Annotated in this window: 16 protein-coding genes; 3 read left to right on the top strand and 13 right to left on the bottom strand. The window is 39.0% G+C overall.

Annotated features, from left to right (window positions below; genetic code table 11):
• Positions 1–52 precede the first annotated feature (52 nt).
• On the bottom strand, positions 53–1,096 hold the full coding sequence (locus IHV11_RS04860; RefSeq protein ID WP_197193848.1) for a M42 family metallopeptidase: 1,044 nt from the start codon (positions 1,094–1,096) through the stop codon (positions 53–55).
• A gap of 115 nt (positions 1,097–1,211) precedes the next feature.
• Between IHV11_RS04860 and IHV11_RS04855 the strand changes: the two genes are divergently transcribed.
• Positions 1,212–2,075, top strand: a complete 864-nt coding sequence (locus IHV11_RS04855; RefSeq protein ID WP_197193847.1) for a hypothetical protein — start codon at positions 1,212–1,214, stop codon at positions 2,073–2,075.
• Here the strand turns inward: IHV11_RS04855 and IHV11_RS04850 are convergent.
• The 10 genes from IHV11_RS04850 to IHV11_RS04805 all read right to left on the bottom strand — a co-directional run bounded on the left by IHV11_RS04850 (position 2,035) and on the right by IHV11_RS04805 (position 13,143).
• Entirely contained in the window at positions 2,035–2,781 is a 747-nt protein-coding gene (locus IHV11_RS04850) for an HAD family hydrolase (RefSeq protein WP_231620271.1), read from the bottom strand. The genes IHV11_RS04855 and IHV11_RS04850 overlap by 41 nt on opposite strands.
• 2 nt (positions 2,782–2,783) lie before the next feature.
• Positions 2,784–2,960, bottom strand: a complete 177-nt coding sequence (locus tag IHV11_RS04845; protein WP_197131220.1) for a hypothetical protein — start codon at positions 2,958–2,960, stop codon at positions 2,784–2,786.
• 43 nt (positions 2,961–3,003) lie between these two features.
• Entirely contained in the window at positions 3,004–3,609 is a 606-nt protein-coding gene (locus IHV11_RS04840; protein ID WP_197193845.1) for a molybdenum cofactor guanylyltransferase, read from the bottom strand.
• Positions 3,594–4,379 carry a DUF92 domain-containing protein gene (locus tag IHV11_RS04835; protein WP_197193844.1) on the bottom strand — a complete coding sequence of 262 codons (786 nt, stop codon included), beginning with the start codon at positions 4,377–4,379 and terminating at the stop codon, positions 3,594–3,596. The genes IHV11_RS04840 and IHV11_RS04835 overlap by 16 nt, the downstream gene beginning before the upstream one ends.
• Entirely contained in the window at positions 4,380–4,937 is a 558-nt protein-coding gene (locus tag IHV11_RS04830) for a 5-formyltetrahydrofolate cyclo-ligase (protein WP_197193843.1), read from the bottom strand.
• Positions 4,938–5,045: 108 nt separating this feature from the next.
• Positions 5,046–5,195, bottom strand: coding sequence for a 50S ribosomal protein L33 (gene rpmG, locus IHV11_RS04825; protein WP_066242361.1), 150 nt, complete (start codon positions 5,193–5,195; stop codon positions 5,046–5,048).
• 99 nt (positions 5,196–5,294) lie between these two features.
• A complete protein-coding gene (locus IHV11_RS04820) occupies positions 5,295–7,277 on the bottom strand; it encodes a glycoside hydrolase family 15 protein (protein WP_197193842.1) in 1,983 nt (660 codons plus the stop codon).
• 3 nt (positions 7,278–7,280) lie between these two features.
• On the bottom strand, positions 7,281–9,692 hold the full coding sequence (locus IHV11_RS04815; protein ID WP_197193841.1) for a sugar phosphate nucleotidyltransferase: 2,412 nt from the start codon (positions 9,690–9,692) through the stop codon (positions 7,281–7,283).
• A complete protein-coding gene (locus IHV11_RS04810) occupies positions 9,692–12,490 on the bottom strand; it encodes a 1,4-alpha-glucan branching protein domain-containing protein (RefSeq protein WP_197193840.1) in 2,799 nt (932 codons plus the stop codon). The genes IHV11_RS04815 and IHV11_RS04810 overlap by 1 nt, the downstream gene beginning before the upstream one ends.
• Before the next feature lie 11 nt (positions 12,491–12,501).
• Positions 12,502–13,143, bottom strand: a complete 642-nt coding sequence (locus IHV11_RS04805) for a DUF4912 domain-containing protein (RefSeq protein WP_197193839.1) — start codon at positions 13,141–13,143, stop codon at positions 12,502–12,504.
• A 374-nt stretch (positions 13,144–13,517) separates the two neighbouring features.
• Here IHV11_RS04805 and IHV11_RS04800 point away from each other — a divergent pair, with 374 nt between their 5' ends.
• A complete protein-coding gene (locus IHV11_RS04800) occupies positions 13,518–13,709 on the top strand; it encodes a hypothetical protein (protein ID WP_066396184.1) in 192 nt (63 codons plus the stop codon).
• A gap of 19 nt (positions 13,710–13,728) precedes the next feature.
• Complete coding sequence (locus IHV11_RS04795) at positions 13,729–14,193, top strand: hypothetical protein (protein WP_197131127.1); 465 nt, start codon at positions 13,729–13,731, stop codon at positions 14,191–14,193.
• A gap of 283 nt (positions 14,194–14,476) precedes the next feature.
• Here IHV11_RS04795 and phoU read toward each other — a convergent pair whose 3' ends face one another.
• Together phoU and pstB are read right to left on the bottom strand one after the other, a co-directional pair.
• Entirely contained in the window at positions 14,477–15,136 is a 660-nt protein-coding gene (gene phoU / locus IHV11_RS04790) for a phosphate signaling complex protein PhoU (protein WP_191753821.1), read from the bottom strand.
• Positions 15,137–15,160: 24 nt separating this feature from the next.
• Positions 15,161–15,946 (bottom strand): phosphate ABC transporter ATP-binding protein PstB, encoded by a 786-nt coding sequence (gene pstB / locus IHV11_RS04785; RefSeq protein ID WP_370568662.1) that lies wholly within the window; start codon positions 15,944–15,946, stop codon positions 15,161–15,163.
• Positions 15,947–15,976: the final 30 nt, after the last annotated feature.

Below are 15,976 nucleotides of genomic sequence, written 5' to 3'. Positions count from 1 at the left end.
AATGAGTAGATTTAAAAAGAAAAACCCTTAGCTAAGGCTAAGGGTTTGCAGACTAAACTAGAGGCGACTTCAAATATGCGTGAATAAGCTCTGCTGTATTTTTTAATGACTTGATATGTGTACGCTCAAAAGCATGAGATGCATCAATCCCAGGGCCGATAAGACCATGCACAATATCGGCGCCAGCACGAATGGCTGCTGTTGCATCTGAACCATAATAAGGATAGATATCAACTTTATATCCGATATCATGTTTTTCTGCTAAATCTACAAGATGTTTTCTTAACCCATGATGGTAAGGTCCCCCAGAGTCTTTTGCACAGATACTTACGGTAAATTCATCTGTTGCCTGACCGTCACCGATCGCACCCATGTCTACCGCTAAATACTCGACTGTATCAGTTGGAATGTTCGAATTACCACCATATCCGATCTCTTCATTGTTACTGATCAAAAAATGGGTCGTGTAAGGCAGCTTAATGGAATTGACCTTGATCTGTTTGATTACATACATCAAGATCGCAACACTCGCTTTATCATCTAGATGACGAGACTTCACAAATCCACTATCCAATTGTTCGAATCTAGGCTGGAAAGATACAAAATCTCCTACTGAGATTCCCGCTTCTTCAACATCTTTCTTAGAATGAAACTCCTCATCTACTCGAACGACCATGTTCTTCTCATCCCGTTTTAATTCGTTCATTCCTTTATATACGTGTGCGGCTGTCTGATGCATCATAATCGTGCCGCTAAACGTTTTTCCTGAGTTTGTATGTATAGAGCAATATTCACCTTCAATGGTATTCCAATAAAATCCTCCGATTAGGTCTAATTTTAGACGCCCATCGCTTTTAATCTCTTTCACCATAGCACCCAAAGTATCTACATGTGCGGTCAACAGGCGGTGTTTTGAATCATCCTCACCTCGAATGGTAGCAATCACAGCACCTTTGTTCGTTGTTTTAAATGACACCTGATTTTTTTCTAAGAATGATTTCATAAAATCGATTGCAGCTTCTGTATTCCCAGACGGGCTTGGGATATGTACAAGTTCTTTAATGTAACTCACGATCTCATTTGTTTGTATTTCCATGACTCTAACCCCTCTCGTTTAACCCCTTCATACTTTTCTTGAACTCGAGCCTTCTAAATTGGACAGGATTGCATAAAATTTAGGAACAAGTTGTCCGAAAGGGAGGCTGATTTGTATGAAGTGGAGAATTTCAATTTATCTGTTAATTATTATACTTGTAATAGGTATCATCTACCAGCCGTTTGTAAAAAAAGAAGCACGTGAAAGCATTACATTCTTTCCGATAGATAACGCTTTTTCTTTTAAGGAAGCAGACTCGGAGCTTTCATTCGTTAGAGGAACCACTTCAAACTATGACTTGCTTTGGAAGGTAAACTCGGAGACTTCTGAACGTGTTTATCTGAGGCAAGATATTGCAATGATTTTCGAGAACGGAAGACTTAACAACAAGATGACAGAATGGAAAACATCTGCTTCAAAGATTGACCTTGAAAAAGACATTATAAGTTCGATACCGGGGCTATGGGAAGCCATCTCCTTTCATCAAGGTGAAATACATCTTAGTGAAGAGAAATACCGTTCTGTACAGAGAATGAGTAAGGATTATTTATATGCAGCAAAACTAGATCAATCGTTCTCAAGTTTTCAAGTCCCTAAGGATACCACTGAGCGGAAAGCTAAAAATGAACTCGATGAAAAAACAAATAAATTTCTGCAGCAAACACTCACACAAACTACAAACTTCTATCAGATTGATATCAACGAATATAGCGTGATCTCATTAGTATCGTTAACAGATTATAACAGCAAACCACTACCTGGGTTCTCTCCATCCAAAAGTCAGGAGATTATAGGGAAGCTTTGGGAAGGATTATATAAAAATTACTTTTTAGGCATTACTACAAAAAATGGACAAAGAGTAAGTCCGATCGGAAGTTCGATGCCTTTCATCTTAATCAGTAAAGATAAAAAATATTTATTTGTTTTATTTCAGACAACTAACGGAGAGAACATCCAGCTGATTCAATATATCTCATGATGACTTCTATTAATTCACAGCTAGAGTAACAGTTATGATGAGGATTACTCTCATTCGTAATAGTAAATTTCAACGGATTCCACCATATAGCAGTCCACTCAGCTTGAATGGCTGGAACCATATCTAATGAATAAGAATCACCAACATAGTATAAGGCGCTTGCTTCCGTTTTCTTCTTTACAAGATGGAAAATCTCAGGACTAGGTTTAGCCACTTTTATTTCCGATGAAATATAGATGTGTTTTTCGGGAATATCAAGTTGCAGTTGCTTTATTTTGTTTCTTTGAACGAAAGCACTTCCGTTAGAGATGATTCCGTACGTGATTTTATAACGAGTTAAGACTTTGAAAATATCCTTTATCCATGAATAAGGTTCTACAAATAAATGTACATTCTTTTCAAACAGCTGTTGAAATTGCTGTATTTCTTTCTTACTAAAATTTCTTAACCCTGCTGCACGTAATGAAGATAATAGGCGTTTACTTTGATATTCTTCTCGAGTGATCCATTCTTTTTCATACGCCTCCCAATAAAAATCACAAAAAGTCTTATAACAAGTGAACCATTTTTCTTCTAACTTCTTATCTGCGTTATCCACAGAAGTAATGCTACGAAATGCAAATAAAGAAGCCTTCTTAAAGGAGGCTTCATAATCGAACAGCGTATTGTCTAAATCAAAGAAGAATGCTGCTTTTTCCGATTGCATGGTCAAATGATTTCATCCATCATTTTAGATCGCAACCCTGGAAATGACATAGCACTGCCAACTAAGAAACGACGAATAAACGGATTACCAAGAGCGCTATTCATCAAACGGTATCTCATTCTGTAACCGAGTACAATAGCAAGGAATATCAAAAAGCTTTTAATCACAAATCCTTTCATGTGAAAACCTCCTTGCTACTACTTTCTGTTTGGAATGCACTTTTTATTCGTCCCCTAGATTTAAAAGATCTTCTTTCGTATTAACATTCTTGAAAAAGCATGCTTCTTCTTCTTGTACTTCTATATATTTTGTGTGTTTACGGTCTAATAAGGATAAAACCTTTAAGTTTTCCTTCATTAAGTTCTCTTTCATTTGATGAAGACATGATCTCTTGTATACGCCGTTAAGTGGAAACACTTTTCCGTTCAAAACCGGGATGATGCAATCATACTCCGGATGCTCAGTAGCAAATTCCATCCATTTTCCATACATATCGCTGCTCATTCTAGGCATGTCGCAAGGGGTAACCAAATAATAATCTCCCTTTCTTTTCATCATCGCACTGTATATTCCCGCTAAAGGACCTTTTCCTTTAAAAGATTCAACATCGGCAATTAGTTCTGTGGCATAAGGATGGCAGTGCTCTAACTTCTCTATCCATTCTTCACGAACAACAGCTACGAGCTCATCTGAATGTGGAGCGATTGCATTCATCGCTTTTTCAAAAAAAGTGGTAACTCCCCATTTAGCGAACAATTTTGGACTACCAAACCTTCTAGATTCACCGCCTGCAAGAACAACCCCTATAACTTTCAACTTAGGAACCATATGTATAAACCTCCCGCAATCAGACCTCCAATAATCGTAGAGGAAAAATTCACAAGATTGTTTGTAAAAAAGGCATATCCAAATACTTTTACCGTCTTGGCACCACAATGAGCGCTGCTTTCGGTTTCTCTTTTACAAATGGAACAAACATACTTTTGTTCAAACCAAGCCCCGAAAAGGGTATCTGCTACGTTTCCTAAAAATCCAGAAATCGCAATACACATCAGGATCGTAATCGATGTGTCGTAAAGAAAATAAAAGCTAAAGCCAATTAATAATGCTCCTGTCGCTGCTGCAATTGTACCTAGACTTGATACTGCACCTGATAAACCAGGTTCAACCTTTTTCCATTCTTTAATATGAAACGGTCTTCGCTTCGATAGGACACCTATCTCTGAAGCCCATGTATCTGCTGTAGCTGTCGCAAAGGTAGCCGCAAACACAATATGCCATAACGGATCTGAAAGCGTCAGTTGACCTATTGCTGCAAGTAGAGCTGCTCCACCATTAGCAAGTACTTGCCAAGCAGACCTTCCCTTTTTGTCTTCGATGTGTAATGCGTCTTGATCCTGTTTTTTGTCTTTCTTCCATTTCGTTAAAAGTGTAGAAGTTATGAAAAAGAGACCGAGTATAATCAAACCTTGCCATCCAAAAGCCTTATTGATAATTACTCCCAATATAAACGCTGTTAAACTGCCTGCAATCGTTAGCCATTTGAATAAAGCTGACATGATGGAAAGAAGAGCGATACCTACTAGTATGATCATCATCTACCGAAATCGACCATCTTCCGTAATAACCGTATCCACAGGGATATCATAGTTTTCATGTGGAAGAGAATTCGTAGTCTGTAAGGTGTAAGCAATTGAAAGTTTAGAACCATCATAAGATTGTAAGTAGCGATCGAAATATCCGCCACCGTAACCAATTCTGTACCCTTCTCTATCAAATACAAGACCTGGCACGATGATCATGTTCAGTTGAGACGGCACTATGCACGGAGTAACATCTACTTTAGGTTCGTATAGATCCATATATACATTTTCTAGTTCTTCATATGAACGTATCTCTCTGAACTCCATCTGTTTATGTTTAGAGTAGCACTTAGGGACGCCGACAATCTTTCCTTCAGTCCATGCTTGGTTTATGATGTAAGACGTATCAAGCTCAAATGTTCTAGAAACGGTGATACCGATACAATTTGCCTTCTGCCATTCGTCCGTTTGAAATAAAAGATTAGATATCGCTTCGCTTTTTACTTTTCTTTCTTCTTTTCCCATTAACAGCAATAATTGTTTTAACTTCTTTCGCCATTGTGATTTATCCATATATTAAACACCTCTATAACGTGATGTATTTATCTTATCATGAGTCTGATTGCATGAAAAAACGCCTGATCCCTCATTTGCATGGGTCTCAGGCGCTTCTACGTGAAATTACTTTGTTTCACGGTGAACTGTGTATTTCTTTAAACGCGGGCTGTATTTTTTAAGCTCTAAACGGTCTGGATTCGTACGCTTGTTTTTTGTAGTGATGTAGTTACGATCACCAGTTTCAGTACAAGCTAAAGTAATGTTTACACGCATTGTTGTTTCCCTCCACATCTTTACCAAAGTACATTTTCATGGTTACTAACAGTCATATTCTCTATTAAACCATACCATAACATGATAACAAATTCTTTTCTAACGAGCAAGTGAGTTTTGTGAAAGTTTCTCATAGACTTTGGTATATTCTTTGAGAACATCTATAAATGTAGCATGCGACCATGTGAGAGGAGCCACTGACAAAGCCTCTCCAGTAAACGGATGCAGTTGTTCAGGTAAGACACCTGTAGAAAAACTATGTTCGTGAACCCAACGTAAAATTTCATGAGGACGTTCTAGGTCTTGAAGTGATTTCGCACATTGAACATGCCATTTTGCTAGCCATAGCGTACAGATCAACCATGGATTCCCAGGCGCTCTTGTCATATCGTGTGTTTGCTGAAAGTAATAGTCATTGGTGTATCTCGCAATTCCGCCTACACCTGACTTAATGCTTAACTCTTCATTCATCTGCTGCATCGTTCGGACGATTCGTTCATCATCGGCAGGATATACACCGAACGCAAAGAGAGCATACATGCTAGATTCCATCGTGAAATCTTTTTTATAGGCGTTATCATCCAACAGATAGATACCTCTTAAAAACCTTCCTGAACTCTCATCATACAAATGCTTTTCCATTCCAGCTTTTATTCGGTCTGCACCCTTCTTATACCTCTCCGCTCGGTCATCTTCACCGAATAGCGTCGCAAAAGAATAAGCAGCCATAAGACCCCCATATACAGAGCTTGCTGTAAAGGTAAAGATCCCTCTTCTTTCTTCCCAAAGATCATAAGAAGGCAACGGAAGGTCAAGCTCTTCTTGCATATATTGAAGCAAAAATCTCGCACTCGGACGGACTAATGACCGATAGAGAGATTGAGCAAACTCAATATCTCCTGTTTCTTTATAATGTTCCCAAAATGCCCACAGTACGAGCGCTGTTTCATCTTCTTGAATCGGCAACTGACTCGACCCTTCTTTATCGATCATTGGATGCCAAGATGATCCGATCGAACCGTCGGGGTTATATTTATGATGAAGATATCCTTCTTTTGTTAAAACATCTGCACATCTGCGATAGAAGTTCTTCACCATTCCATGAAAACCCGCTTTTGCGACAGCGGCTGCTATCAGTGCCCCGTCTCTCGGCCACATGTAACTATAATGGTCGCGGTTATAATGCTGAATATCAGAATCATTGGCCGCTATGATATAACCATTCTCATTGGTTTGTGTCCGAATGATCAGTAAGCTTCTGTTATATAGATCAAGAAGTTCATCAGAGAGGTTGCACGGATTGATCTTTGTTTTATTTACCCATCTCCTCCAATACACATCGATCTTATCTAAAGTTAAAGATGGACCGATCTCCATGAGGTAATCGTAGAGTGAAAACACTTCCTCTCTACTTTTCCCAACGGTTAGAGCATAGTGCACGTCTCCTTTTCCGTGTGGTGGAACAATGCCTTGTACGGAAAACGTACTATCCACTGATCCTTGCGCGATCGGGTTTACATGAAGGTGACCATCTTCTGCATCTCTCCATGTTCCTTCAGCACTTAAAAAACGTTTGACCCCTGTTGTGTACTGGTCGATCCCCTTCTGATCGAATGAACCTGCAAACAAAAAGTAACGATTCTTCTTATAGTGGATGATCACAGATTTTTCAGGATCAAAGTAAGCTGTGTCTCCCACTTCATTCTCATAGATAGTTAGATCTTGGTGGAAGAAAAGTTTGATCCTTTTTTCTTCATTTGATTCGTTTAAAACGGTGATTCTCCGCATGAACATATTCTCTCTTTGATGCACGGCATCTTCAATCTTGAGCGTTATGCCTTCTTTTGCGTTCTTTGCGTACGATAGTGTAACGAGCGAGTCTAAATGATAACCGGGCTCGATCACCCATTCTTTTGAGGAAAGCCAAGAAAAGGAGCCATTGATACTGGCTCCTAGACGGTTAACATGCCCCTGTACATGATTTTGCTGACCGACGTAAGGAAAATAGATGTCTCTGATCTGCAAAGATTCATCTAAATTGATCAATAATTTTCCGTTTCCTAAAACCAAATGTCTTGGCATCTGTTACACCTGCTGATACAACTGTATTTTTTCAATATATTGCGATGCCGCTTGTTTCGCTTGTTCAGGATCCGTATTCTGAGAATACACTGTGAAAACAGGCTGCTCTACGTCTGGAAGGATAAGCGTCCAGCCACCTTCAGGATGGAAAACCTTAATACCATCAAGCAATTCCACATTGTTATCACGGATATCTTCCATCAGCCTGCGCATCACGCGGCCTTTCTTATCTTTTGGACAAGGTACATATTCTCGTAGCATATGAACATCTGGAAGCATCTTTACGAGTTCAGATAATGTGATCTTCTGCATCGCCATGATCTCTAAAATATGAACAAATGCGTATTGAGCATCGTATTGGTAATTAAGGACCCCATCCCCTACTTCCATGATAGAACGTGGGTTAGCTTTCGTTCTGATCAACTTTCCTTTTAAACGTTCGGCGATGGAATCTAGCGCAGATGATCCATACACAGGAATAGCCATCTCTTTTTGCTTACCTTGAGAAAATGCTGTGAAAACATAGAGAGCAAGCATGGTCTCTTCATCTAACACTTCACCAGTCTCCGTAATGAGACGCAATGTTTCACCCGCTTCTCCGATCAAAACTCCGATATTGGCATTTGTTACTCTTACAAAAGATGCCATTTCCTCTGGTTTCGTTTGATATGGCGCGGTAAGGATCTCACAGTTCAATCGATTATAAAGGTTAGGAATAAAGTTCAGATAAGGCTGGTGGTTGTAATTCACCACAACTCTAAACTTTGCTTCTTGAATACCCTTTTCTTGTATTTCTTCTAAAAGCGCGGAAATATAATCTTCATGTTTGTTCGCCTGTACAGCACCTTTTCCAATACGATCAAATGATGCACGTCTATAATCTTCCTGCCAATATGCATTCTCGATCTTTCTTTCAAGATCTGAATGTATCGGAAGTCCTTTTTTATCATAGAATTCGATCATCAGTTGTTTCTCTCCCGTAGGATTAGAGAACCTTACGTAAACACCGCCTTCTAAGCGTTCTTCTTCGATAGAGAAACGGACAACTGGTGCGACAGTAGGACTAATATCAAGCGTGTGCACCCCGGAAGAATGAAGTCCTTGTATAAAAGATTGTTTAATCATAACTGAAAAGTCATGCGAATCACTTGCGATGATGATCTGTGATCCATAAGGAAGAACAGCTCCATAAGCTGATGCCAGTCTTGCGATATAATCTGGTGTGATCTCCACGTTAGCGATCCCAGAAACTCCTCTAGATCCAAACAAAGATTTTGTAGCTTTTTTACCCCATACGATCGAGGTGTGAACAAGCGCTTCTTCAAAGATCTCTTTTTCTGGCCAGATCTTAACATCTGGCTTTAGCGTCGCATTTTTACCTATCGTACAATGGTTACCTACTACAGCATGTTCAAAGATAGACGCGTCTTTCTCCACTTTCGTACCGTTCGCGATAGTTGCTCCTCTTAATTCACACTGATCTCCTACAAAAACATCGTTCCATAACACCGTTTTCTTTAAAGAACTTCCTGAGCTTACTACGCTATTCTTTCCAACAACTGATAGCTTTCCGATATGAGAGCCCTTCCTGATCACGGCTCCATCTGCAATGCTGACAGGAGCCTCGATCACAGCTCCATCTTCAATAAAAACATTCTCACCAATCCAGACACCTGGCTCTTTTTCTTCTCCCGCAAAAGGAAGATCCACCAAGCCGTTCAACATATCGTAATGGGATTGGCGATACTGCTGAAGGCTTCCAATATCAGACCAATATCCCTCCGCTTGATAACCAAACAAATTTTTATCTTCTTTCATTAATAGCGGAAACAAATCCTTGCTAAAATCTACCGGAACATCTTTCTCGATAAAATTAAATACTTCTGGTTCAAGTACATAGATACCCGTATTCACAGTATCACTAAAAACTTCATTCCAGCTTGGCTTTTCAAGAAATCGAATGATCTTTCCTTCTTGATTGGTCATGATCACACCATATTCTAATGGTGAATCAACTTGCTTCATGAAGATCGTTGCGAGTGAATCGTTATCTTCATGAAATTGGATACCTTTTTCAAGGTTAAAGTCCGTTAACGCATCGCCGGAGATCACGATAAAACGCTCATCAAGAAATTCTTCAGCATTTTTAATGGACCCAGCAGTTCCTAATGGAGAATCTTCAACAAAATAATGAAGGTTCACACCAAAATCACGACCATCACCAAAATAGTTTTTGATTGCGTCTGGTAAGTAATGAACGGTAACGGCGATATCTGTAATCCCAAATTTCTTAAGAAGTTCGATCCCATACTCCATTACGGGTTTGTGAAGCATCGGCACCATTGGTTTTGGCATATTGCATGTAAGAGGTCTTAAACGTGTCCCTTTTCCACCAGCCATAATTACACCCTTCATTAAACGATACCTCCCACTTTTGATGTTTGATTTTGTTTAGTCATATAGAGTTCTGCAGTCTTTTCAGCAATTGAATCCCAGCTGAAAACGGTTCTAGCTATTTCCTCTCCATTCTTAGCGATGTCTTGGCAGCGTTCACGGTTTCTTATGATATATTCTATAGCCCACACAATACTCTCTGGATCGTTAGGATATACTTTTAACCCTGTCTTTTCATGATCAATAATTTCTCTTAAACCTCCCGTATCAGAAACGATAGTCAGCTTCCCTGCAGCCATCCCTTCGAGCGCAACAATACCGAACGGTTCATAATGACTCGGGAAAAGAGCGGCATCAGCTTTTGCAAAATATTCATTTCTTTCCTCATCGCTTACGAATCCTGCTAGATGTACATAGTCTTCTAAGCTCTTCTGCCTGATCATTTCTTTTAGTTCATCCATTAAAGGACCTTTTCCAGCTATTACAAATTTGATGTGTTTGCCAGAATTCCTTAGTATATCTGCCGCTTCGATAATCGTTTGGAACCCTTTTTCTTTTACAAGCCTGCCAACCGAGAAAAGAAGAAGTTCATGGTCGTCGTGATTCCTTTCAATAGAAGGACTAGATTTAAAAGTGATCTGATCTGGATCTATACCGTTTGGCAGTATGGTTACCTTCTGTTCCGGTATGCTAAAAACCCCTGTTAACTCATTTTTCATATAGTCACTGCAGACGATCAAATGATCAGATCCATCCATAAGCTCCCATTCCTTCTGATTGATCTCGTATTGGAGGGGAGAAGTTATCCCGTTGTTCCTGCCATGTTCTGTTGCATGAATGGTAGTGATCAAAGGAATGTTCAGTTCTTTTTTAATGGCTAGTGCCGAAACTGAAACGAGCCAATCATGTGCATGAATGCAATCAAAGTCAATCTTATTTGCGAGAGCCAGCGCTTGTTCAGTGATGGCCATGTTCAAACTTCCTGTCCAATGGAAAAACGACTCAAAATTCGGCTGCTTCCCAGCAACTCGGTATACATGTACACCATTATTCACCTCGTGTTCGGGATATCCCGGAACAGAAGAGGTAATAACATATACCTCTGATCCTTGCTCGACCAATTTTCTTGATAGATCAAATACATGCCTTGCTAATCCACCTACTACCATAGGAGGGAATTCCCATGAAAGTATTAATATTTTCTTCTTGTCAGCTTTTCGTTCGCTATAGTGGGACGCCACGTACTCATCATGTTTATTCTTAAAAAAGTGCCACAAATCGTTTGTAAGCATGAAGGGGTATTGGTTTTCAAACTCTGCTATTTCATTTGGATGATATGTTTTATTTTCAATCGATCGATCTAGTTCATGAAACCTCTCGATATGCTCTTGAAACCTTGACTTTGCATATTCTGCAGCACTGTTACCTTCAATGATAAATGCCCAGTCAGAGCTTGCAGCTAGCATCCATTCACGAACCATCTGATCTGCATATCGTTCAACAACGATGTTTGGTTCATCATGTGAAAGACGTGCCGCGAGCTGGACCAGCTTTCTTTCACAATGATGCAGATGTCTATACATCCAAGCATTTGATTCGTTCAGCCATACTTCACCTGTTTGGTTTCTGCCCCATGTTGAAAAGCATGGTCTTACAGTCTCTAAATCTTGATAATGTCTTGTTATAAATTCTTGAGGTGTGATCCACGTGATGTTTTGTTCTGTTGAAACTTTCATGGATTGAAGTAAAAATTCTGGTCCTTCAAACCACCAATGTCCAAATAGCTCTGCATCAAATGGTGCAGTTATTAGTTGAGGAGGGTAAGATTGTTCGTTGGTATGTAGATATTCTGTAATGCGATGACAAAAATCATAAGCATGACTCTGCACTTTATTTAATGCCCATTCTCTTTGGTACCAGTCTTTGTTCTCCGTTTTCCCAGTTATTCTCCAATACTTTAAACCCGTATCGACTCGAATTCCTTCAGGATGGATGAAGCTCTTTATATATTCATTGTCCCTCTCATAGGCGACGTCTCGATAAAACTCTCGATAATCAAAATCGCCTGGATAGCCGACAGAAGAATTCCAAATTGTTTCAGAGATACATTGGTTTCGCGAGAACAATGCCACCCCATGCGGAGAGTAAACAGGAGCTCCGATACCTTTAGATGGAACGGGCTTACTTCTGAGTAGAGTTTCTTCATCTACAAAAGTAAATTGAATACCTGCATCTGCTAACGCGATATCTACTCCGGGAGAGTAAGCACATTCTGGCAGCCAAAACCCTTTAGGCTTTTCACCAAAATACTTTTCAAAGGTTTGAACGCCTGCAAAGATTTGAGCTTTAACTCCTTGTTCAGTTTGAACATAGGGAAGGAATGCGTGGGTTGCAGAGGAAGTGATGCAATTAACCTTCCCAAGTTTCATATAGCGTTTAAAAGCATCTGTCACTTTACAATCGAATTCTTGATACGTTTCCATGATTCTTTTATATCGTTCTTCGTAAAACCCGATAATCTTTTCTTCTTCCGTATTTGAAGAATGTTTTTTTTCTTTTTTAACAAGTTTTATCGTAAGGTCTAAATGTTCTAAATAACGTTTTTGAATGACTGGATCGTTTAATAACTCCAACAAAGGCGGTGAGAACGATAAGGTCCAAGACAAGGCTTCAGGCTGATCTTCGAGTACCCATAACAACGGGATATATGTCTCAGTAAGTGCCTCAAATACCCATCTTTCCTCTAATCGATTCGCTTCTTTATGTCTCACATAAGGAAGGTGAGCGTGCAAGACTAATGAAAAATACCCGTTAGACATGTTTTACTCTCCTATCTGATTTTTTGATAATATGAATAGGTTGAAAAGTTCTCTAGCCATTCAGGCTCATCAACAATTTGATGTTTCCATCTGTCAATCTTCTCATCATGCAAACTGTTATAGAGTGCAGGACTCGTCTCAGCAGGATTTGATCTTAACAGAGTAAAAAAACTTCCATCAAACGTGCGAGTACCAATATCAACGATATATGTTCTACCAGGTTCCAAGGATTGAAGAAACCAATTGTTAGTCATCGGAGGAAGTTCAACCTCAAACGTTCGATGAGCATTGTGGCCGAAAAAATCAATGTCCGTTACGTCATAAATCTTTAGTACTGAAGGAAGTTCTTCCCAATTTGTGCGAAAATGATGTTCAGCCATCTGTTTTGTTGATTCAGAAAAACTCCAATAAACATACAAGCTATCAGGGGTCCTTGGCATCAGATGAACATTAGCCTCTTCATATTCAAAAGGCATCGTCCACTTCTCTTCTTTAAGAACGGGCTGAGATGGAAGTTCATGGTGCGATGGTGTTTGCTGCTGCCGGTATTTGTTCCAGCGATACTGAACCTTTCCTAAAGACATGTTCATTCTTTGAGCGATCTCTTGAAGGGTTAAACCGTTCTCCTTTAGTTTGACAATATCTTCGATCAAGTTCATCACCTCATCCTAATTAATTATTCTATAAAATGTTTATTTATTACCATATTTTTTATAATCGTATCACTGGATATTTTTATATACAATGTGTCAAAAAAGTCGAAAAATGGCGCTTCCTTACCCCACTTGAGATTTCCGAATATGTAAAGTTTTTGTAACCGGTTTATCTCTCTGATAATTCTGTCTATTTGACAAAGTAAGACAAAAAACGTCGTTTTCATTTCCCTCATTTTCATACCAGTATGGATTTAAATGAGAAAATAGTCGAATTGTAGCAATTTGTGTAAACTTTTGCGAAAAACCCTATACCACAGCAGAATACTATGTTATAAAAGTAAAGGGTATAGCTTTAAATTAGGGAGGATATTATGGAGTTTGCTATTTTTGGATTGTTACTAGTTGGTGTTATTCTTTTGATTCTTTCCTTTAGAAAAAACAAGGAAGCATCAGTTGAAACACAGCTCGAGAACTTTACTATTCAGTTAATGAAAGAGATCTATCAAATAAAAAAGAAATTAAAAGTTCTTGAAGATGAAATGATGATTAATGATAAGAACTAATTTGTGAGGGGTAATGAGTATGACAAGCAAAAACCTTCGCGGATTTTCAGCAGGTATTATCCTTTCAACAGGAATTTTGGCTGGTTTTTATTATACGGCTGATGCTGATAAAACTTCTGAACTAACAGAAGAATCGGTAGCTCAATATCTTTCTGAAAAAGGCGAATTAGCAATTTCAAAGGAAGAGTATACTTCACTTAAAGACACTGAAACCGTTGCGGCTCCGGTTGCAAAAGAAGAACCTAAAACCGCGCCTCCAAAAGAGGAAGAAAAGGTGTATCAGATGACTTTAACAATCACTCAAGGAATGAGTACTGGAGAAGTATGTGATCTTCTACAAAAAGAAAACATCATTAAGAATAGCGATGAATTCTTAAAATATTTACGTACGAACAATTTAGAAGGTGCAGTAAGAGCTGAATCTCATCAAGTAAACAGCAAGATGAGTTTCGATGAGATCGCTAAAGAAATAACAAGTTCATAATTCTACATAATATAACAAAGGCTGTTTTTGTAAGCTTTGTTGCTTTTGAAAGTTTGATTTCCGTTCCAGGCTGCTCGCTTTCCAATGGGCAGGCGGTGAGCCACATTCGTACGTTTCACTCTTAAGTGTCTCACCTGCCCGCCTGTCCCGTAGGAGTCTCACACCTTGCACTACAATCAATTGTCAAAGGTGACAAGGAGTTCAAAGCAACAATCTTTTATAAAAGAGCAGCAATAAAAAAAGCGAGCACTGAAGTGATCAGTGCTCGCTTTTTTTTATTTGTTTAATCGTTTAAACCGTATCTTTTTCCTTTTACTAAAAAGATAATGCTCTCTGCAATATTTGTAGCGTGGTCAGCAGTACGTTCAATATACCTGCACACAAACAGAAGCTGACTGATCTGAGAAAGATGTTCAGGATTTTTTGTCATAAGCTCTAATAGTTCTTTAATGATTTTCCCGTATGTTTCATCTACTTCATCATCAAGTTCCGCTAGTTGCTTCGCTAGAGCTACATCTTCTTCCACATATGCTTTTGTAGCTGTTGTCAGCATAGCGATCGCATGATGTGCCATCTTTGGAAGCTCTTCTAATGGTTTGATGAGCTCTTGTTTTCCAATTCGAATTGTAGACTTCGCAATATTAACGGCAAAGTCAGCCATTCTTTCAATATCAGACGAGATTTTAATGGCAGCAATGATTCGTCTAAGGTCAGATGCTACAGGTGCTTGTTTAGCGATCAATAGAATGGCCATGTCGTTGATTTCATCTTCAAGGACATTGATTCGATTATCATTTTCAATAATCTGTAGGGCTTTATCGAGATCTTGATTCTTTAATGCTTCAACAGAAAGCTCTAATGCTTCCTCTGCCAATTTAGAAATCTGTACGATCGCTTGTTTCATCTCTTCTAACTGAAGCTGAAAATTTTCACGAACAACCATTTATCTCACTCCTATTTTCTTTAATTAACCGAATCGTCCTGTAATATAATCTTCTGTTCGCTTATCTGATGGATTCGAGAACAATGTGCTCGTATCTGTATATTCCACTACTTCTCCATTTAAGAAGAATGCCGTGCGATCAGATATACGAGCTGCTTGTTGCATGTTATGTGTCACGATAACAATGCTGTAATCTTTCTTAAGTTCTTGAACCAGTTCTTCCACTTTTAGAGTAGAGATCGGATCAAGTGCAGAAGTAGGTTCATCCATAAGAATAACATCTGGTTCGATCGCTAAGCATCTTGCAATACATAGACGCTGTTGTTGACCCCCTGATAAGCCATATGCGTTCTCATGCAGACGATCTTTTACTTCGTCCCAGATCGCGGCACCTCTTAAGCTTTTCTCAACTACCTCATCTAATACTTTTTTATTCTTGATCCCGTGAATACGAGGGCCGTAAGCAACATTCTCATAAATAGACTTAGGAAACGGATTTGGTTTTTGGAACACCATACCCACTTGTGTACGAAGTTCTTCAACACCATATTTAGGAGTGAAAATATTCTTCTCACGATAAACAATTTCCCCGGACATACGGACGATGGGAACCATTTCCACCATTCTGTTCAACGTTTTAATAAATGTCGACTTTCCGCAGCCTGATGGCCCGATGATTGCTGTAACCTGCTTTTCTGGAATATCAAATTTAATATCTTTTAAGGCATGATCCTGTCCATACCATAAATTTAGATTATTGATCTTAAAAACAGGTGTGAAATCCTGTTCTTTTTCATTTTTTTGTACCATTTGTTTGTTGATTGTAATATCCATGTTCTC

The sequence above is a fragment of the Fictibacillus sp. 26RED30 genome, assembly GCF_015903845.1.
GTDB lineage: Bacteria > Bacillota > Bacilli > Bacillales > Fictibacillaceae > Fictibacillus > Fictibacillus phosphorivorans.
Note: the sequence above shows the minus strand (reverse complement) of the source record. Positions and strands in the feature narration are given on the sequence as shown.